Origin of the sequence: Alteromonas salexigens (assembly GCF_025628895.1) — a bacterium.
Taxonomy (GTDB): domain Bacteria; phylum Pseudomonadota; class Gammaproteobacteria; order Enterobacterales; family Alteromonadaceae; genus Alteromonas; species Alteromonas salexigens.
In genome coordinates this window covers 742,022-760,766 of sequence record NZ_JAOTJC010000006.1, presented here as the reverse complement: position 1 = coordinate 760,766, position 18,745 = coordinate 742,022, and the positions used below count along the sequence as shown (strand labels likewise).

Sequence of the window (18,745 nt, the reverse complement as noted above, 5' to 3'; positions counted from 1 at the left end):
AGAAACTGATATCGGATTTTGAACCCTTCAAAAGATCGGTCAACCGATCATTAAATTCTTAACTGATCGGCATTAGGGATCCAGCCGGCTAAATTTTTCGGGGAGGTGCCTGAATTGCAGCTTATCATTGACGGTATGTACGGCTTTCGCCAGCGCGCTCTTCGAGGTGAATGCCTCGCCCAGGGCAGCCCGGCGGCGGGCCTTTTCGAACAGTTTAGTGAGTTTGCCTGGCGGTGGATAATCTATAGCCTCGTAAATTTCACCTGGACGGTAAACAACCCTGTCGCAGGTGGCCGTGTAAGCGGTGAGGCAAGCCTGCATGGCACTTTTCGCCTCGTCCAGCGTAATGGCTGACTTTGCCCGATTGATATCCGGGTCGGAATACTTACCCGATTTGACCCCCTGACAATGCTCCGCGGTTAACAGCATAGATACCATTAACCGCAGAATATCCCAGCCTGCAAAACCGACACAGGCGTCGTCAAAATCATTAGGTGCAAATATGACAGTGTCGCCGTGTGAGCCTTCTTCCGTGAGAAAACCGAAGTTTGAGACGTGACAGTCGCCCACCACACAAACTCTGGGGAGTCGGGCGACGGGGTCTGGCAAGGAAATAAGGCCGCTGGCCAGGTCTGCATAGAACAACGGCGCAGTGCCTCGAAAAAAGACAAACGGACTTTCCCGCATTTTGGCATGTTTGGTCTCCGATAACGTGCTTATCGGACCATCAGTGGCTTCAATTTGCTTTCGTACGAATTTTTCTCTTTTCATTAGTGCGGGTCGCTCCCATCTGCCTTAGCCGTCGGCGCTACTGCACCCGGCCGCGGTCTTCTCGTTACTATTTGCACCATAGCAAGAAACCTGAGGATATGTTTGATTGGTTTTTGTGTTAAGAGTTTTAATGTTTGATTGGAAAAGTTGATTGGCTCTTTCAACTTTACCAATTATCAATTCCTCACCGCCCCCGCTATTCTAACAATCATTCCAGCACGGGCAGATTCGATGACATCAAAACCGTGCAGGAGAATGTTTCGTACTGTTAGTGGCTTTTTCGTTTAACTAAAAAGTCGCGATAACTAAACCAACGGAGAATATAAGCATGGCATTAATTAACACAGCAATTAAACCATTCAAAGCGAATGCATTTAAAGAGGGCGAATTCGTAGAAGTAAGCAGCGAAGACATTAAAGGCAAATGGGCAGTGTTTGTATTCTACCCAGCTGACTTTACCTTTGTATGTCCGACAGAGCTCGGCGATGTAGCTGATAAATACGAAGAGCTGCAGTCTCGTGGCGTAGAAGTTTTCTCAGTGTCTACTGATACACACTTCACTCACGCGGCGTGGCACGAAGCGTCGGAAACAATCAACAAAATTAAGTTTGCGATGATTGGCGATCCGACTGGCGAAATTACCCGCAATTTCGACTGCATGCGTGAAAACATGGGTCTGGCTGACCGGGCAACGTTTGTGGTTGACCCAGATGGCATCGTTCAGGCAATGGAGATCACCGCAGAAGGTATTGGCCGTGACGCCGACGACCTGGTGCGTAAAGTGAAGGCTGCGCAATATGTAGCGTCTCACCCGGGTGAAGTATGTCCTGCGAAGTGGAAGGAAGGTGAAGAAACACTGGCACCTTCACTGGACCTGGTAGGCAAGATTTAAGCTGCTACCAGCATTCGCGAGGGAGTGGGTTTCCACTCCCTACCTCAACTGACAATGAAAGGGCAAAATAACCATGTTAACTAAAGATATATTACAGGCATTGGAAGGCTATTTTGCCTCCATGCAGAAGACCGTGACGTTCGTCGTGCAAACCGGTGAACACAGCAAGCGTGAGGAACTGGTGAAGTTTCTGTCCGACATTGCTGAGGTAAGCGAACACATTAAAGTAGACGAACGCAACACGCAGGGTGCGCTTCGCAGTGCAATAAGTTTTCTGCTAGAAGCTGACGGTGAAGACACCGGCATCCGGTTCTCCGGGATCCCCGGCGGACACGAATTTAATTCTTTGGTACTGGCCATTTTACATGCCTCCGGTACCGAACTGAAAGTTGACGAAAGCCTGCAGAGCATCGTCAAAGCGGTGAAAGAGCCGTTAAAATTTGAAGTATTTATTAGCTTAAGTTGCCAAAACTGTCCTGATGTTGTGCAGGCTGTAAATCAGTTTGCGCTGCTGAATCCGCATATTGAAGCAGAGATGATTGACGGCGGGCTATATCAGAGTCTGGTTGAAGAGCGCGATATTCAGGGCGTTCCCAGTGTATACCTGAATGGTGAGCTTTTTGCGAACGGCAAAGTGGATGCCTCGGTACTGATAGATAAATTGCTGGCACGGGATCCGTCGCTAAAAGATGCGAACAAGGGGCAGTCACTGCCGCTGCAGGATGTGACCGTAATTGGCGGTGGTCCGGCAGGCGTAGCATCGGCAATTTACAGTGCCCGTAAAGGCCTGAAGGTGGCTGTAGTGGCAGATCGTTTTGGCGGCCAGGTGAAAGATACCATGGGCATTGAAAACCTGATTTCAGTATCAAAGACCACTGGTCCCGAGCTCGTCGGTAATCTGATGGAGCACGTGAACGACTATGACATTACGCTGAAAGAGCACGTGAGAGTTGAGTCGGTAGAGCAGGGTAATGTGAAGACAATTACCTTGTCATCGGGGGAGGAAATCCGCACCCGGTCAATTATTGTCGCCACGGGAGCGCGCTGGAGAGAGCTTGGCGTACCCGGCGAGCGCGAAAATGTCGGTAACGGCGTAGCCTACTGCCCGCACTGCGATGGCCCGTTCTTCAAAGGAAAAGACGTTGCGGTAATCGGTGGCGGTAATTCAGGCATTGAAGCCGCGCTGGACTTAGCTGGGCTGGTGAAATCCGTCACGGTATACGAATTTATGCCTGAACTGAAAGCCGACCAGGTGCTTATTGAGCAGGCGCAAAAGCGTGACAATATTACTATTGTGAAAAACGCGGCAACACGCCAGATCCTGTCGGAAAACGGCAAGGTAACGGCCATCGAATATCAGGATCGCGCCACCAACGACGTGCATACACAATCTCTGGCTGGCGTATTCGTGCAGATTGGCTTAGTTCCTAACAGCCAGTTTTTAAAAGGTGTGGTGGACTTGACGCAATATGGCGAGGTGGTCATCGACGATAAGTGCCATACCTCTGAGACAGGCATTTTTGCAGCCGGTGACGTGACTACGGTGCCCTATAAGCAAATTGTTATCTCAATGGGCGAGGGGGCCAAAGCGTCTCTGGCAGCATTTGAATATTTGCTTAGCCACGAAGTGGCTGACACCGAAGAAGAAAAGGAAACGCAGGCGGCATAAGCGCCCTGCATAGACACCAAAAGCCGGCGATTACGCCGGCTTTTTTATGAACGCAGCCAAGCAGGCATACGTCTTAAGGGGGTTACTAAAGTCTGGGCGTTTGGCCAGATGGGTAACATCAGAAAACTGTGAACTGTAAACCCGTGAACCAATAAACCCTTAGCGCTTGCCTGCGACGGCGCCCTTACTTGCCGGGCGCTGACGAGCGCCTGCTTTGCCCGCTTTATTTTTGCCCTGGAATTTCGGTGGTAACCCGGTGTGTTTAGTCAGGGCTCTTTCACCGCGCTTGGCCTTGCGCATTTTCTGCCGCTTTTCATCCGCGGTTTCTGGCGGCACCAGGTGCTGAGGACCCCGTCCAATCAAATCTCCACGCCCCATTTTTGCCAGCGCTTCACGAATTTGCGCAAAGTTTTTTGGATCATGGTAGCGCAGCATGGCTTTATGCAGACGGCGATGGATTTCTCCTTTAGCCGACGGCACGTGTTCGCTGTCTTTAGTGACCTTGCGGGTACTGTTGACTTCCGTATGGTACATAGTGGTGGCCGTGGCCAAAGGCGACGGATAAAAGTTCTGTACCTGATCCAGCCGGAACTTGTTTTCCTTCAACCAAATTGCCAGGTTAAGCATATCTTCGTCAGTAGTACCCGGGTGTGAAGCAATAAAGTACGGTATCAGATACTGCTTCTTGCCGGCTTCCTCTGAGTATTTATCGAAAAGCTGCTTAAACTGATAGTAACTGCCCATACCGGGTTTCAGCATTTTCGAGAGCGGACCATCTTCAGTGTGCTCTGGGGCAATCTTCAGATAGCCGCCTACATGATGGAGAGCGAGTTCCTTCACATACTCGGGATCTTCTACCGCCAGGTCATAACGAACGCCGGAGGCGATCAGAATTTTCTTTATGCCTGGCAAGTTCCGCGCGCGGCGATAAAGGTCAATGGTCGGTTTGTGATCGGTATCCATGTGGGCACAGATAGTCGGATACACACAAGAGGGCCGGCGACAGGTGGCTTCGGCTTTGGGGCTTTGACAGCGCAAACGGTACATATTGGCGGTGGGGCCGCCCAAATCGGAGATCACGCCGGTAAATCCTGGCACCGTATCTCTAATTTGCTCAATCTCACGAATAATCGAGTCTTCGGAGCGGCTTTGAATAATACGCCCTTCGTGTTCAGTAATAGAACAGAAGGTGCACCCGCCGTAGCAGCCACGCATAATATTTACGCTGAAGCGGATCATATCGTAAGCCGGGATCTTGGCATCCCCATAGACGGGGTGGGGCACCCGTTGGTAAGGCAAGTCGAAGACAGCGTCCATCTCTTCGGTTTCCAGCGGCATGGCCGGTGGGTTGATCCAGATATGCCGGTCGCCATGACGCTGCATCAATGCCCGTGCACAACCCGGGTTGGTTTCCTGGTGAAGGATACGGGACGTGTGGGCGTACAGTACTTTATTGTCTTTTACCGTTTCAAAAGCCGGAAGCTTCACGTAAACATTTTCCCAGGGTTTACGGCGCTTGGCAGGCTGAACTACGATAGGGGCGCTGTCAGTGGCTTCCGGGTTGCCTTTGGTCTGGCTGTCACACTCCGGTTCCATCTGATACGGACTACTGATGGGATCTATTTTTCCGGGGCGGTCTAATGAAGTAGAGTCGACACCCTGCCATTCAGGTAGGGCTTCCTTGACGATAATGGCCGTTCCGCGGACATCGCGAATATCAGCAATATCCTCCCCGGCCGCCAGCCGATGGGTCACTTCCACCAGAGGCCGTTCAGCATTGCCGAAAAACAGCATGTCGGCTTTCGAGTCAAACAGCACGGAGCGGCGGACCTTTTCACTCCAGTAATCGTAATGTGCAATGCGTCGCAAGCTCGCCTCGATACCACCGGCAATCACAGGTACGCCTTTAAACGCTTCCCGGCAACGCTGTGCATACACTGTGACAGCACGATCGGGCCGCTTACCACCCTCATTATTCGGCGTATAGGCGTCGTCATGACGCAGTTTTTTATCGGCGGTGTACCGGTTAATCATGGAGTCCATATTGCCGGCCGTCACCCCGAAATACAGGTTCGGCTTGCCGAGCTTCATAAAGTCGTCTTTGCTGGTCCAGTCGGGCTGGGAGATGATCCCAACCCGGAAACCGTGGGCTTCCAGAACCCGGCCGATAACGGCCATACCGAAACTGGGGTGGTCGACATAGGCATCGCCGGTGACCAGGATAACGTCACAGCTGTCCCAGCCAAGCGCATCCATCTCTTCTTTCGACATGGGTAAAAAAGGCGCTGTACCCAGACAGTGCGGCCAGTATTTAGGATAAGAAAAGAGACCGCGGTCGGCTTTGATGGTGGCTTGCATAACACTCAGTAACGATACAAATAGTAGCCGGCGAGTATACCACCGTCCATACACTCACAGATAGCCCGCACCGAAAATGTAATGCAACCAAAAATCAGACACCCATCTACCGCAACCAAAAATAAGACACCTATAAGTCAATGCCATCAGCAGGACATCCACCGGACCCTAACAGAGAGCCGAATGCAGCAGAAAGCAAGACACCCATATTCCACTATTACTAACAGAACACGCCCCATGAGAGAGGGAACCGATACTAACTGGACAGCCACCTTCTAAAATTACCTGGCAACATAATCAAACTAAGACACCCCTGTATGCGGCTAAAATTAGGGGTATGTACGGCATGTTCGTAAGCGGGCGTTGCACTTATCAGCAAAGCGCAGAATAATGGCCAGTGAACTGACGGGAGGACACATGGCGTACTGGTTATTTAAGACAGAACCTGATGCGTTTGGAATTCAGGATTTAAAAGAGCGCCCCGGACAAACTGAGCCGTGGGATGGCGTGCGCAACTACCAGGCGCGCAATTTCCTTCGTGATGAAGTGAAACTCGGTGACAACGTATTTATTTATCACTCAAGTTGCAAGCAGGTAGGCATAGCGGGGGTGGCTGAAGTAAGCAGGGAAGCCTATCCGGATCCCAGCCAGTTTAACCCAGAGTCACGCTATTATGATCCTAAGGCCACCCCGGACGCGCCGCGTTGGTTTTGTGTGGATGTCACCTTTAAAGAAGCGTTTGCTAAAACGCTGCTACTCAAAGATATCAAAGCAACGCCCCAGGTCACTGAGTTAGGCGTAGTGAAAAAAGGCCACCGACTGTCGATCATGCCAGTCACAAAGACTGAATGGGATATCCTGTACGCGGCAGCCTCGGGTTAACCCCCAGGCATAACTTTCATCAGCAGAAATGCGGTAGAGGCTTGTAAAATAAGCCCCAGTATTACCATTATGCCATCCCGTGTAGTAAGCCCAATGGCTGTTAGCACAATGGCGAAGGCGGGAAGCATAACGGCAAACGGTAACGCTTCCAGCGGGATCATGGTTAGCGCCACAACGCCACAATAAATGGCGATAAAACGGACCACAAGGCCTTTCGTTATAGGGGTGAGACGCGGGGTAAAAACCTTCTCGACTCTTTCAACGTACGGTTTGGCTTTATCCACCGCCTGAGTGAGTTTATCCCGGGAAATAGATCGCTCGCGCAGAGAGTCTGGCAGCCAGGGGTGATCCTTTCCAAACGCGATTTGAATGCAGATAAGAAATAACGTAATGCCGCAAATAGAGGGCACACCCGGAATGGCCCCGGTAGGCAGCATCGCGATCAACGCGGGGATAAGCAACAATGGCCCAAAACCGCGGTGTTCAAATGCTTCTACTACTTCTCCTACCGAGGCATTCTTACCATCAGTGTCTTCTTTCAACTTTACCAGTAAGGACGAGATCCTTTCGTTTGCCATGGGTAATCCTGCTTTGTTGGGAAGATAAAATACATACCTGCAAATTACGCATTGAGATTACTTTTTGTTAATGTTGGCTGAAGCCACTGTTAAGCTGATTGCAAAGGGAGAAGAACTGAAATGGATAAAACTGACTTTCTGGCGTTATGTCATAAACGCATCGTGGTCGTTTATCAGGCCACAAAAGCGGGCACGCCCGATGACGCCGCCCGCCACCGAATGGAAGGTTTCATGAATGCCGGTCAGGTGATAGGGGTCGTGACCCAGGCAGAAGTACGAGAACTCATTGAGCGCGCGCATTACCAGGTGTTTGGTGAAACTGTGGCAGAACGCAAGGAACGCAAAGCCAGTTTAGAGTCGCTGAAAGAGTCAGAGCCTGATCGGTATTACGCCATTCCCGCTATCGAAAGACGCTGATAATAATAGTAATTTAGAGGGTTGGCTTTTCTGCCGGTGGTGATAAGCTTTACTTACATTAACGGAATGGCAGGTCGAATAGGTGAGCGATAATGAGTGTCGCGAGTGGTTAAGCCAGTTACCCGCAGCTTTTCTGGCCAAACGCGAAGATAACCATCATGTAATTGCAAATAGCGCATGTTTAATGCTCTTTGGTGCTCAATTGCAGCACGATGAGTTTGTGGCATCGCTCACATTTTATGACGGTTCCTCAAAGCAGCCGGATACGGGGGATCTTGACCCGTTCACTCGGTGCGCGACCTCGGATATTACCCGCCTTCGGCTACGCATCAACAGTCAGAATCGTAACCTCAACTGTCTGGTAGAGGGCCGCCGCGCAGAAATCGGCGGCGCAAGGTGGGTGGTTCTGCATGTCATAAATGCACAGGATAACGATCTGCCGTCCGCGCAAGCTGATTTTTCACCGCTGGCTAATCATCTGGCCTTTAATCATTTGTTGTCGGCCATCTCCTCCCAACTTATTAATGTCAGTACCCGCCAGCTCGATACGCTGATTGAGCGCAGTCTGGGGGCGTTTGGCGAGTTCAGTGGTGTCGACCGCTGTTATCTGTTTCGGTTTTCACCAGACAAATTAAGAATGAGTAATACCCATGAATGGGTAGCGCCGGGGGTCACGCCCTATAAAGATGAGCTTCAAAATATGGCGGTAGGGGACCTTCCTTATTTTACCGCGGCAATTAAACAGCAACATGTGTTCTGTGTGAGTAATGTGGATGAGTTACCAGGTGAAGCTGCGTCTGAAAAAGCGGAGTTTCAGCGTGAACGTATTCGCTCTGTATTATGTGTGGCAGTGCACCTGGGTGATGATCTGTATGGATTTGTAGGCTGCGACAGTGTCGGCAGCACCTATGAATGGCGCGACCATGATATACGCTACCTGAAGCTCATAGGCGAAATGCTCTCAAACACGCTGCAAAGTGTCGCCAACCGCCTGACACTGCAACAACTGACCCAACAACTTGAAGACGCCAACAAACAATTGGTCTATCAGGCTAATTCCGACGGCCTGACCGGCATAGCCAACCGGCGGCAATTCGACGGCTGTCTGGAAAAAGCGGTAAAAAGTGGTATTCGTCGCGGCAAGTTTATTTCTTTACTGATGGTTGATGTGGACTTGTTCAAACAATTCAATGATAGCTACGGCCATGGTGTGGGGGATGAGGCATTGCGGGCAGTAGCCCATGCGCTGACGCAGTGCTGTAAGCGTACTGACGACCTTGCCGCCCGTTACGGCGGTGAAGAGTTTGCAGTTATTCTGCCTGACACCAACTTCGAGCAAGGGCATTATGTGGCCGAACAAATTATGGAAGCCATCGAGAGCCTCGGCATTCCATTTAAAAAATCACCTGCTAATGGCGTGCTTACAGTGAGTATCGGTATTGCGACCCGCCGCTGTAGTAATGAACTGCTGGTAACGTCGTTACTCAGCAGTGCAGACCAAGCGCTGTATAAGGCGAAAACAGAAGGGCGTAACCGCATAGCCAGCGCCTGATCACCCGACCGCACTAAACCTTCCCATCCGTATCTGCAGCATTAGCCAATGCCGCGAAGGAAAATTTTCAGACTCCCCCCCTGACATCATATTTTACTTTCAAGTATGACCAGTTGCATACGTATTCACCGGACGATTGAGCCAACCCTGCTACGTTAATTGTTAATGTTTGGTTAATGCCTTGTTAGGGCGAAACGTGTTTAACAGGAAAACGTATGAAAATTATTTTACAGATAAAGGGCAAGTTTACAGCTCAAGCTCTCGTAGGTAGCTGGCGAGTGTTGCTTACGGCATGTTTACTGGTGGTAGCGATGACGGCGCAGGCCGACGCGTGGCTGGACGGTGATCCTGATGCTATATGGGAGAGAGCGCCTGGCGTGTACAAGGAAGGCAACCATTGGTATGCCATTTTACATACTAAGCCCGGTGACACGCAGGTAAAACTGTACGGTGATTTTACCAACGGGCAGTCGGGCGCAGTAGCAATGACGCGTACCCCCGACGGCAAATTCTGGTGGTTCAAAGGCACTGATAGCAGTTTTTCTCGGGCGCCTGCCCACGGTGATCATTACCGTTTTATGCTTACCCGTGACGGAGAGCAGCAAACGTTTCAGGATCCCGCAGCGCGCTGGGTGACTAATTCAAACCTATCTACCGGCATGTCACGGATATACCTCAGTGATGCTTATCAATGGAATACCACGAACTGGTCGCGCCCCGATCAGAGCGAGTTGAATATTTATCAGCTTCACCCGCTACGGTTTACCGACAGAAACGGCAAGTCGCCGCTGGACGAGGTAACTGAAGAGCTCGATAACGACGGTACTAATGACTATCTGAGTGACACCGGTGCCACCGCCATTCAACTGCTGCCGGTAAATGAATTCGCTGGTGAACTGAGCTGGGGCTACAACCCCTCGTTTTTCTATGCGGTGGAGTCATCCTATGGCGGCCCTGACGCACTTAAAGCGCTGGTTGACGAAGCGCACCAGCAGGGCATGGCAGTCATTCTGGATTTAGAGTTTAACCACCTGGGCATTGGCGACAACATTCTGTATACCGTGAATAATACGACCTACGCCGACGGGGACACGGTGTGGGGCCCGTTATATAACTTTAATAACGATGTGGCGAAACACTTCCTTATTCAGAACGTGTTGTATCTGGCGCGTGAATTTAACATCGACGGATTTCGGTTCGACCATACCAACACCATTCACAACGATTTCAGCGGGTATATTACGCAGTCGGGCGACGGTGGCGGCTGGGAGTTCCTGCGCGAGCTTTACGGCAATTTAAAAAGCGAAGATCCCAATATCTGGTTTACCGCCGAAGAATTACCAGACTGGTGGGGGATCACCGCAGATGATACCGGCTCGGTAGTGGCAGGCACTGCTCATGCACCGATGGATAGCCAGTGGACTGATACCTTTCACGATAATTTTAAAGCGGTGCTTACTGGCGGTCACCTGGACGATTTATGGCCCGTGTTTGGTCATTTTGGCGACGGGTGGCAGGATGCCACGGTTTACACTGAGTCTCACGACGAAGTTGGCAATACGGATGATCGCATTGCCAAGCGTGGTCGCGACGGTAAAGGCTGGGAGATGAACCAGCTTTCATTAACCGGCACCATCTTGGCCCGTGGGACACCCATGATATTCATGGGCCAGGAAGGCGGAGAAACTACGCAATTTCACATTGACTGGTGGGATGATCGCCTACCTCTAAACGCGTATGAAACGAATGCCGGCCGCGCTAAAATTCTCGCCTGGTATCGTAAAATGAATGATATCCGGTCAGCCGATTCTCAGACGTTTGCGACAGCCGACAGCGTTGTTACACATATCCATAATAACAACCGGGTTGCAGCGTTCAGCCGCGACGGTGGAAAATACGTTGTGGTAATGAATTTCGGACCTACCACATGGTACAACTATGATGTCGGAATTAGCGGGACGTATCTGGAAGTTGCCAACACCAGCTGGAGCCGGTTTAATCTCGGCGGCGTGCCCGAAGCCACGCGTGGCGAAGGTGTGGCTACCGCAATCAGTGATGTTCATATTCCTGCCTACGGTGCTGTGGTGCTCGCGCGGGCCAGCACCAGCGCAGCGATCAACTTTACCTGTAACAACGGCACTACAACGTGGGGCCAGAACGTATACGTAGTGGGGAACATTGCCGAATTGGGCAATTGGGACACCAGTAAGGCGGTGCCTTTAAGCGCAACAGCGTACCCCACGTGGACAGGTACGGCGAATGGCCTGCCTGCCAACACCCCGGTTGAATGGAAATGTATCAAGCGGGATTCAGGTGCGGTGGTCTGGCAGGGTGGCGCCAATAACACAGTGACCACACCGGCCAGTGGCACAGTAAATTCGAGCGGAAGCTTCTAGCGTAGCGCAGGCTCAGCTTACCTGGCTGGGCCTGCGTTTAAACATTGTCAGTGAATATATAACAAAAAACCCTATGCCTTTCGGCACAGGGTTTTTTTATTTGGTGGAGCTGGCGGGAGTTTCCGGTTAATGGCTTCCGAGACCGTATATACATTGGTTATTTTGGTCTTGTCGTCACTTTTGTTCCCCGAAAAGGTTCCCCGACGGAAATAATAAACCAAAGTGAAATCGCCACGCAGAAATGAAAAGACGCGGCGCGAATTACCCTCGAGATACCCTCCAGGAAGGACCCGCTGTGCTGTCGCTATGACGCTCTGTGCGGCTTCCTCAGTCGAGATGTTTTTTCATAAAGCGATTCCCTTCGGTCGTGCTTGTCGGCTGCATGGTGAAGCGCTCTATGGCAGTTTGGGCATAGCGCTACTGCGTTGTCGATTGTATCCGGCCCATTGTCTGCGAGTCGCACAACATGATGTACTTCCAGGTACGGCGAACCGTCATCTTTAACAAACGGAGAGGAGCAGCCACATGACTCGCACTTGTCGCCAGCTTCGTTTAGTACCCAAGCGACAACCGACGGGTCTCGCTCGTACGACGTGGAGGTAGTCTCGCTTTTAGACGGGGTCTTGTTACCAGAAGGAGGCAAGGGGGGCTGCTTCTTACGGAGCGCTTCTACCTGTGTATTGAATGTCGCTACGTCAGTCGGGGCTTTCTTCTCGACTTCAGCCAGTAAGAGTTCAATCTCCCTCGTTACGTTCGCTCCGACGTTTCTCGCGGGTCGCAACCCTTTGATCCACTCTCGACCTTGCTGTGCCAATACATGTGAGATGTTCTGCATCCTGAACTCGAAGGACTTCTCGGTTCTGTCGTAACGCTCCGCGAGACGCCGATAGACCTCTTTCTTAATGAAAGGCTCACCAATGGTCTGTTTGTCTCTCATTTCGACGTACGCTTCGACTGATGCCTTTAGTTCTTCCTTTGTCCATTCATTTGCCACTGTTTTCTCCGTTAAGTGTCCGATTGGTTAATGTACTTTATGGCCAGCTATGAGGCTACCCGATGAGTCAGAACTCAAACTCTTCATCCAGTTGCAGTTTACTTTTCTGTTGCCGCTTAACTGTGATAGGAAGATCCATGCGGGTTTTTCGACTGACTCGTTTTAGTGCCGCAAGGAACACATCCGCGTCTTGTTCAACCAGTTTCTCGATAGACCTTGCCATTTGTTCAATTCGAGCTGCTTCGCTGCGGTCTTCGATTGGCTTTCTGTCGAGCACGAACCGATAAGAGGGAAACCCGAGATGATCGGTCGAGATGCTATCGAGTCCCGCTCTCGCAAACCCTTCCTTCGCCATCCGCTTACACCAACGTGTGACTTTGCCGGTAATCTCGTTCTCGTCGTCAGACGAGGTTATCTCTGCTTCCTCGATGAGCTTTCTAGCTGCCTGTCGAACCTTCTGTGCGACCCTCTCACTAAGGCCTTGTTTGATCAACTCTTTGACTGTTATGCCGTCGTTGGAAAAAACACAGGAACGGAATGCAGCCTTTGTGGCGTCACTTCTTGAGACGCTGACTCCGTGTCGAGTATTGACCATGTAAGCGAGACTCAGGGCCTCCTTGAAGTTGTATGATCGAATTATCGCGGGGATCTTAACGGGCGTCTTCTTGGCGACCTTCTGATAGACCTCCAATCGGTTATGCCCATCGAAAACGAGCCATTGTTCGTCGTGTCGGAATACCTCGATCGGCTCTGAATGTTCACCTGCTGATACGACGGAGTGAAGGCTACTCTGCAAGGCTTTGAGTCTTTCGCCCTCATCTATACGGGAGTCTTCGCCATAGACTGCGACTGAGCGAACCTGAAGGCGGGGGTCTGTCTCCACGTCATTGGGGTCGAGGTACGTTATCTTTTCGTTCATCGTTACTACCTGTTGTGACGAAAAGGCGAACCCGTACGGCAGTGAACAAGAGTAGGGCATCCCGAGAGGAATGAGACCTTTATTTATCGAGATTCCCGAGGGGGGTATCCTACCGAACGTGGATCGCCAAAATACCGGAAATTGAGTTTTATGATTCGTTCTTGATGCGCTGGATCGTTTTACTGCTGCAACCGAGCTTCTTGGCGATTTGAGCCATTGGAAGTCCATCTGCGAGCAGTGCTTTGACTTCTTCCCTGTCGACCCGTTTTGCGCGTTCTTGGCTGTAGACGCCTCTCGCTTTTGCCTTCTCGATACCTTCACGTTGGCGTTCGTTAATCATCGCCTTCTCGAACTGAGCCACCGCGCCGATCATGGAGAGCATCAAGTCCTGCATGGCGTTGGTTACAGCCCCCTCGAAAGTGAGGCTTTCTTTGTGGAACTTCAGGGTAACGCCTTTCGACTTGAACTCTTCCACCAGCGAGAGAAGGTCTTGAAGATTACGAGCGAGACGGTCGATTGAATGGACGTGAACGGTGTCTCCTTCGCGAACATAATCGAGAAGGTCAGTTAGAGCAGGTCGAGCGGTCGAACCACCTGAACACTTGTCGGTGAACGTCTTGTTGACTTTGACACCGTCGAGCTGGCGTTCGGTGTTTTGCTCGGTGGTGCTAACTCGGATGTACGCAATGTCAGTCATATTTCCCTCATGTGGACATTAAAGTCTAGAGTTGACGTATTATCCGGAAAATAACTTAAATGTCAACGTTAATGTCCACCAAAAAGACGGACATTCCGACTGGACGTTTAGGTGTACCCTGCTGTCCTTCGGGTTATACCCTGAAAAACTTATATGGAGTATCTTTAGCTCAAAAGACGAGATAGTCTATCCTTCAAAGGTCACTACGTAGTAGTCTCGTCAAGGGGGGCAACAGTCAGTATAAAGGAGGTAACAGTGGCGAAATTTGAGGTGATAAATCCGGTTTTTCTAACAATTGGGAATGCAGCACATACTCTCCATCAGATTAGCAGCATTGGACGAGGCGAGTTGTCCGAACTATTACTTAGTGGTGAGGAGGCTCCTACGGATGGAGTTGGCAATATTCGTATAGCTTCGGTAATACTGACCATTTTAGAGTTCGATGGTTTGGTGACTTTCGGTCTTTTGCAGAAAAAACCTGACGACTACTCCGAAGAGGAGTTTGAAGCGTTGCTCTTTAGGCCCACAAAAGAACGACTCAAGGCCTTGTATCAATTTTCTGGAGCGACAGCACAACTGGGCGAGGAGCCATTGCAGACAGTTATGAGAATAGTCAAGCTTCGCAACGATCTCGTACACCCGAAAGTCGAGAACGAGTGTAAGGAAATAGAGAAGCCCAGTCGCGGCGATCTTATTGAATCTATCGACGGCTCTTTTGTCGAGCTAACAGATCCTGAGTCGTTTACCCTGATTAGGCAAAAATTCGATGAGGCATCACGTCAGCTTCGAGACACGTGCAGTTTGGTCACTGAAGCACCGAGAGCCACAGCCGTATCGTAGTATAAAGCGACAATGAACCTATTTGAATGCTGGTAGTTTTCTTGACCCACCATCTGCCAGTGGTTATTTTGTAGTTCCAATTAAACTCCAGCAAAAAGAAGGAACTGTTGTATGGAGTCGTCTACCGACAATTTTTACGTATACCGCTACTCTTTAATAAAAGAGAGCCAAACTGATCTTTTTATACATGATCTGCCAAGTACAAAGGGGAGCATCGTTCGCGAAGCTATTTTTAATGATGCCGAGTTCTCATTGAGGGGGACTCGGTACTCCTTCGTTGGTTTCAGTGATGTTCCTTATCTCTCATCAACTAAAGAAGAAGAGTCTCGATATATCGTTGGTAAACTCGCCAAACTCAGAGAAGCGCACGTCGGGGAGAAAGTTCCCGGAGATATCATCGAAAGGATTGCTGACGATTGGCTCCCTATAGTCGTCGTATTCGACACCCAAGAGCAATTTATTTTCGTTCAAAAAAGCTGGAAGTTTGGCGGAGAGTCTTTGATAAAAAATGCACTACAACAGGGTCTACGCTCTCCGATTCTTGCAAAATATAACTACAGAATATTTGTCGAGGTGAAAACCGAGCAGTCAGAGTTTTGGTCACTTGTCGAGTCACACAATAAAATTTATCGATTGGAACTCAAGCTGATATCACCAAACATTCTCAATACGAACAAGAAAGCGAGAGAACTTCTTGAGGAGTTACAAGATATCTATGGTCAAGACGAGGTCTCGATGACGTTAGAGAGCGAGTCGGGTTCTTTGGACGTTCCCAAGGATGTCGTTGAAGATTACATCGATTATATCTCTGAGGGCGAAGGCCAATGGGCATTGATGACTGAGGGGGCACATGGAGGCAAGAAGAAACACTCTAGTTTATCTGCTCCGGTAACACTAGATATTGAATCTGTAAGTCACGAAGAGGGCGAGTTGCAAAGTGAAGGGCAGTTGGAGCTTTCTACTGGACAGATAGCACCCGAACGTCAGTCGTCTGATACTAGATTGGTCGCAGAGCTCTTCGAAAAGACTCGCGCTCTTATCAGAAAGGAGCAAAATGATTAAGTTCTTGACGTTGTTTCTCCTGACCTTTTGTTTAGTTTTTGGACTGATTTTTTGGGCTGGGAGCAACTTCGAGAACGTGATTTCCTCGAGTATGGGAGTTTTTGTTCCTTTGGTGCTTTTAACTGGGGCTGGCTCCTGGTACTTACTTAGTCACATCGATGGTATCGCAAAGGAAGTCGGAGAAAACGATGAACTAACTAGAGAAAATAAAAAAAAGCTACAAGCGAAATTCAGAGAGTTGAAAAACGAAGTTATCTCCAACGTTATAGCTCTTGTTGTATTGCTAGTGGTCGAAAAAATTGCCTCCGTGGGCATGGATGAGTTAAAGCTGCTTACTTTTGAGAACTCTCAATACGCATTCGCTGGCTTACAGGCATTCAGGGTGACTTGTTTGATACTTGCAATCATCATTGTATGGGGGCAACTCTCCAGCTTCAGGCATATCAATCAGTATCGAGAAGTTATCAGTTCGTGATTTTTAGTCGCTTTTGAAATAGCACAGCTTCTCAATGATCTTTCTCTTGTTGGCTAAATCTAGACCCGCTGAATACAGACCATAAGTCATCCCAGTCTTCTCATGTCCAACAATCTCTGCGGCCTCGTTGTGACTTACACCTGCTCGTTCAAACAACGTGGACACCGTCTTGCGAATCGAGTGGAACACGTAACGGCCGTCGAAGCCAAGGCCATCGCGTAGCGTCTTGAACCGTTTACCGATTGCGTCGCCTCGCTCACCGTTCTTAGTTACTGACTCACCGGGCAACAGATAACCGTCGGTACTCTTTTCGATGAGGCGAACCACCAGTTCCATGATTTCGCTATGGACGGGTACGTTTCGAAGTCCTGCTTTTGTTTTAGCATCTATTATGTCGAAGAATCGAATGCCGTCTCGCTCTCGTACGTGCTCGACCTTCAGACGTGCGATCTCCTCCCGTCTCATTCCTGTGTAAGCGGCGATAGTAATGGCTGCGACGAGGTTGGGATCTTTGCGACGCTTGTTTTTTGCTGCATCTATGAGCCGAGGAACGTCGGAAACCTCGAAGGCTTGCCTAAGGTCTTGCTTTGATGCTTTTCGCTTGCTGGTGAACTTGTGGCCTTCGAAAGGGTTCGCCTCGTCAGGGTTCAAGTAGTCGAGCCGTTGCAGGAACTCAAAGTATCCTCGACACGTTCCGATTCTGGCTTTAATCGTGTTTTCAGCGAGATTCTGTTGTTCCATCTCCATGATCCACTTGGTCACATCAGAGCGCTTCACCGGGAGCGCGGGGAACCGTTTGTTTAATAAGTCGAGATGATGCTCCCTTTGCTGTTTCGTCCGTGGTTCAACCGAAAGGCTGAATAAATATTCCTCGACATAGGTTGGGGTCGGGAGAAGATGTCCTTCGACTATATTAGCAAAACGAGCCATTGCGTCGGGACCTTCCTCGAGGTAAATCCTGTCGAGTTCGTCAGTGTAAGCCAGACGTTGTGTACCAACTCCAAGCTCGTCGAACTCATGTGCGTAGGTCGGCTTTTTACCGTGTTGTCGTTTGTACTTCTCGATTAGAACTGCGTCTTTGCGTCGCTCATCTTCGAGTATTTTTCGCCACTCGAGCGCACGATGAGCCACACCAACATTTCCTCGGTAGGTCTCGATCTGAGCTTTCCATTCGGTGACAATTCGACTTGCTCTGTATTCAGCGTCTTTTAGGTTTTTGGTTTTTAGCGTCTGCCAAAGCTCAGTCTTACCGAAGAACTCACGGACGTCCTCGGGGACAGTTAAACGTGCGTAATAAGTGTGGCCGCGCAGCGCAAGGAACGGCCTTCCGACGGGCTTTTTCCATTTAGCCATTATTTCGAATGATATTCATGCTGCAAATTTACAAATTCTTGGTGACTTTCAAACGCGAGGCCGAACTCATAGTCGGCAGCATAAAGACACTTCCCCTTATACATGACGTTGAAAGAGTCTCCCCAATGGCCGCAAGTTTTAAAGGCCGAGTTATCGAGATCCTCTGAAGGATCGACGATTATAATGAACGCTCCGTCTTTATGATTACTTTCAAGTCGAGCATAAATATAAACGTTATGCATCGAATCATTTATTTTGAGGAATGTATTAACCGTTAAAGTCCCTCGGTCTTCGTCAATGTATGTTTGTTCTGGTGGCATCGCGGATTTTACGCATCCAAAAGCCATATTTTTGAGTTGTTCTTTGTGACTATCCTGCATATTGAGTCTCCTTCTAATGAAATTGCAATATATCATTAGTGCAGTTCCCCGAAAAGGTTCCCCGAAATGGCAGGCAAAAAAAACCCCGAAGGCTTATTTGGCGTGGCCTAGCGGGGTTTTCTCGATGTTGGTGGAGCTGGCGGGATTTGAACCCGCGTCCAGAAAATGTCTACTTTTGGTACTACATGCTTAGTTTGTCTTTTATTTAACTACTTCGGACTCCGGCAAACAGGATTCCTCGTAGCGGTCCTGATACTATTTCGCGGTTCAACCTCAGGAGAGTTTCCCTCGCTAGTTTGCTTATATGACCTTCCGAATCCACGCTAGCAAACAAAGCTGTGGTGGAAGGGCCTATACCGGTTATTAAGCGGCTAGTGCGTAGTTTTCGTCGTTTGCGACTATTTAAAGCGGATTTTTTAAGAGGCAATCCGCACCTCTGCATGCACCTCCAGCTTCCTAGATCCTGTCGAATCCTAATCAGCCCCGAGGAGAATACTAAGTATAACACAA

General features: G+C 49.7%; 17 protein-coding genes and 1 other RNA gene. 9 read left to right on the top strand and 9 right to left on the bottom strand.

Annotated elements, in window-relative coordinates; genetic code table 11:
* Positions 1-72: 72 nt before the first annotated feature.
* The gene (locus OCL06_RS07445) at positions 73-771 is read right to left on the bottom strand and encodes a DUF2252 family protein (RefSeq protein WP_262993100.1); all 699 of its coding nucleotides are present in this window, start codon (positions 769-771) and stop codon (positions 73-75) included.
* A gap of 328 nt (positions 772-1,099) precedes the next feature.
* Here OCL06_RS07445 and ahpC point away from each other — a divergent pair, with 328 nt between their 5' ends.
* Together ahpC and ahpF are read left to right on the top strand one after the other, a co-directional pair.
* Positions 1,100-1,663, top strand: coding sequence for an alkyl hydroperoxide reductase subunit C (gene ahpC / locus OCL06_RS07440; protein ID WP_262993099.1), 564 nt, complete (start codon positions 1,100-1,102; stop codon positions 1,661-1,663).
* 73 nt (positions 1,664-1,736) lie between these two features.
* Complete coding sequence (ahpF, locus tag OCL06_RS07435) at positions 1,737-3,332, top strand: alkyl hydroperoxide reductase subunit F (protein ID WP_262993098.1); 1,596 nt, start codon at positions 1,737-1,739, stop codon at positions 3,330-3,332.
* A 159-nt stretch (positions 3,333-3,491) separates the two neighbouring features.
* Here ahpF and OCL06_RS07430 read toward each other — a convergent pair whose 3' ends face one another.
* Complete coding sequence (locus OCL06_RS07430; RefSeq protein ID WP_262993097.1) at positions 3,492-5,690, bottom strand: YgiQ family radical SAM protein; 2,199 nt, start codon at positions 5,688-5,690, stop codon at positions 3,492-3,494.
* Positions 5,691-6,107: 417 nt separating this feature from the next.
* On the opposite strand from OCL06_RS07430, the gene OCL06_RS07425 reads away from it, so the two are divergent.
* Complete coding sequence (locus tag OCL06_RS07425; protein WP_262993096.1) at positions 6,108-6,572, top strand: EVE domain-containing protein; 465 nt, start codon at positions 6,108-6,110, stop codon at positions 6,570-6,572.
* Here the strand turns inward: OCL06_RS07425 and OCL06_RS07420 are convergent.
* Positions 6,569-7,150, bottom strand: a complete 582-nt coding sequence (locus tag OCL06_RS07420) for an exopolysaccharide biosynthesis protein (protein ID WP_262993095.1) — start codon at positions 7,148-7,150, stop codon at positions 6,569-6,571. The genes OCL06_RS07425 and OCL06_RS07420 overlap by 4 nt on opposite strands.
* 120 nt (positions 7,151-7,270) lie before the next feature.
* On the opposite strand from OCL06_RS07420, the gene OCL06_RS07415 reads away from it, so the two are divergent.
* From OCL06_RS07415 to OCL06_RS07405, 3 genes are all read left to right on the top strand, one after another.
* Positions 7,271-7,567 carry a hypothetical protein gene (locus OCL06_RS07415; protein WP_262993094.1) on the top strand — a complete coding sequence of 99 codons (297 nt, stop codon included), beginning with the start codon at positions 7,271-7,273 and terminating at the stop codon, positions 7,565-7,567.
* A gap of 82 nt (positions 7,568-7,649) precedes the next feature.
* Positions 7,650-9,119 (top strand): sensor domain-containing diguanylate cyclase, encoded by a 1,470-nt coding sequence (locus OCL06_RS07410; protein ID WP_262993093.1) that lies wholly within the window; start codon positions 7,650-7,652, stop codon positions 9,117-9,119.
* A 215-nt stretch (positions 9,120-9,334) separates the two neighbouring features.
* Positions 9,335-11,515 (top strand): carbohydrate-binding module family 20 domain-containing protein, encoded by a 2,181-nt coding sequence (locus tag OCL06_RS07405; protein WP_262993092.1) that lies wholly within the window; start codon positions 9,335-9,337, stop codon positions 11,513-11,515.
* A 304-nt stretch (positions 11,516-11,819) separates the two neighbouring features.
* On the opposite strand, the gene OCL06_RS16200 is transcribed toward OCL06_RS07405, so the two are convergent.
* The 3 genes from OCL06_RS16200 to OCL06_RS07395 form a co-directional block, all read right to left on the bottom strand.
* Complete coding sequence (locus OCL06_RS16200; RefSeq protein ID WP_373318457.1) at positions 11,820-12,350, bottom strand: HNH endonuclease; 531 nt, start codon at positions 12,348-12,350, stop codon at positions 11,820-11,822.
* Between the two features lie 226 nt (positions 12,351-12,576).
* Positions 12,577-13,428, bottom strand: coding sequence for a hypothetical protein (locus tag OCL06_RS07400; RefSeq protein WP_262993091.1), 852 nt, complete (start codon positions 13,426-13,428; stop codon positions 12,577-12,579).
* Between the two features lie 148 nt (positions 13,429-13,576).
* On the bottom strand, positions 13,577-14,125 hold the full coding sequence (locus OCL06_RS07395; protein WP_262993090.1) for a recombinase family protein: 549 nt from the start codon (positions 14,123-14,125) through the stop codon (positions 13,577-13,579).
* 255 nt (positions 14,126-14,380) lie between these two features.
* On the opposite strand from OCL06_RS07395, the gene OCL06_RS07390 reads away from it, so the two are divergent.
* The 3 genes from OCL06_RS07390 (at position 14,381) to OCL06_RS07380 (ending at position 16,502) form a co-directional block, all read left to right on the top strand.
* The gene (locus OCL06_RS07390; RefSeq protein WP_262993089.1) at positions 14,381-14,965 is read left to right on the top strand and encodes a hypothetical protein; all 585 of its coding nucleotides are present in this window, start codon (positions 14,381-14,383) and stop codon (positions 14,963-14,965) included.
* Between the two features lie 111 nt (positions 14,966-15,076).
* Complete coding sequence (locus OCL06_RS07385; RefSeq protein WP_262993088.1) at positions 15,077-16,027, top strand: DUF4747 family protein; 951 nt, start codon at positions 15,077-15,079, stop codon at positions 16,025-16,027.
* Positions 16,020-16,502 carry a hypothetical protein gene (locus OCL06_RS07380; protein WP_262993087.1) on the top strand — a complete coding sequence of 161 codons (483 nt, stop codon included), beginning with the start codon at positions 16,020-16,022 and terminating at the stop codon, positions 16,500-16,502. The genes OCL06_RS07385 and OCL06_RS07380 overlap by 8 nt, the downstream gene beginning before the upstream one ends.
* A gap of 3 nt (positions 16,503-16,505) precedes the next feature.
* Here OCL06_RS07380 and OCL06_RS07375 read toward each other — a convergent pair whose 3' ends face one another.
* The 3 genes from OCL06_RS07375 to ssrA all read right to left on the bottom strand — a co-directional run bounded on the left by OCL06_RS07375 (position 16,506) and on the right by ssrA (position 18,720).
* Complete coding sequence (locus OCL06_RS07375) at positions 16,506-17,855, bottom strand: tyrosine-type recombinase/integrase (protein WP_262993086.1); 1,350 nt, start codon at positions 17,853-17,855, stop codon at positions 16,506-16,508.
* Complete coding sequence (locus OCL06_RS07370) at positions 17,855-18,235, bottom strand: hypothetical protein (protein ID WP_262993085.1); 381 nt, start codon at positions 18,233-18,235, stop codon at positions 17,855-17,857. The genes OCL06_RS07375 and OCL06_RS07370 overlap by 1 nt, the downstream gene beginning before the upstream one ends.
* Before the next feature lie 128 nt (positions 18,236-18,363).
* Positions 18,364-18,720, bottom strand: a transfer-messenger RNA (tmRNA) gene (gene ssrA / locus OCL06_RS07365).
* Between the last annotated feature and the right edge of the window lie 25 nt (positions 18,721-18,745).

What these genes read in the sequence shown, in the direction of transcription:
- OCL06_RS07445 (WP_262993100.1), bottom strand. Translation starts at nt 771, where the DNA reads ATGAAAAGAGAAAAATTCGTACGAAAGCAAATTGAAGCCACTGATGGT.
- ahpC (WP_262993099.1), top strand. Translation starts at nt 1,100, where the DNA reads ATGGCATTAATTAACACAGCAATTAAACCATTCAAAGCGAATGCATTT.
- ahpF (WP_262993098.1), top strand. Translation starts at nt 1,737, where the DNA reads ATGTTAACTAAAGATATATTACAGGCATTGGAAGGCTATTTTGCCTCC.
- OCL06_RS07430 (WP_262993097.1), bottom strand. Translation starts at nt 5,690, where the DNA reads ATGCAAGCCACCATCAAAGCCGACCGCGGTCTCTTTTCTTATCCTAAA.
- OCL06_RS07425 (WP_262993096.1), top strand. Translation starts at nt 6,108, where the DNA reads ATGGCGTACTGGTTATTTAAGACAGAACCTGATGCGTTTGGAATTCAG.
- OCL06_RS07420 (WP_262993095.1), bottom strand. Translation starts at nt 7,150, where the DNA reads ATGGCAAACGAAAGGATCTCGTCCTTACTGGTAAAGTTGAAAGAAGAC.
- OCL06_RS07415 (WP_262993094.1), top strand. Translation starts at nt 7,271, where the DNA reads ATGGATAAAACTGACTTTCTGGCGTTATGTCATAAACGCATCGTGGTC.
- OCL06_RS07405 (WP_262993092.1), top strand. Translation starts at nt 9,335, where the DNA reads ATGAAAATTATTTTACAGATAAAGGGCAAGTTTACAGCTCAAGCTCTC.
- OCL06_RS16200 (WP_373318457.1), bottom strand. Translation starts at nt 12,350, where the DNA reads ATGCAGAACATCTCACATGTATTGGCACAGCAAGGTCGAGAGTGGATC.
- OCL06_RS07400 (WP_262993091.1), bottom strand. Translation starts at nt 13,428, where the DNA reads ATGAACGAAAAGATAACGTACCTCGACCCCAATGACGTGGAGACAGAC.
- OCL06_RS07395 (WP_262993090.1), bottom strand. Translation starts at nt 14,125, where the DNA reads ATGACTGACATTGCGTACATCCGAGTTAGCACCACCGAGCAAAACACC.
- OCL06_RS07385 (WP_262993088.1), top strand. Translation starts at nt 15,077, where the DNA reads ATGGAGTCGTCTACCGACAATTTTTACGTATACCGCTACTCTTTAATA.
- OCL06_RS07380 (WP_262993087.1), top strand. Translation starts at nt 16,020, where the DNA reads ATGATTAAGTTCTTGACGTTGTTTCTCCTGACCTTTTGTTTAGTTTTT.
- OCL06_RS07375 (WP_262993086.1), bottom strand. Translation starts at nt 17,855, where the DNA reads ATGGCTAAATGGAAAAAGCCCGTCGGAAGGCCGTTCCTTGCGCTGCGC.
- OCL06_RS07370 (WP_262993085.1), bottom strand. Translation starts at nt 18,235, where the DNA reads ATGCAGGATAGTCACAAAGAACAACTCAAAAATATGGCTTTTGGATGC.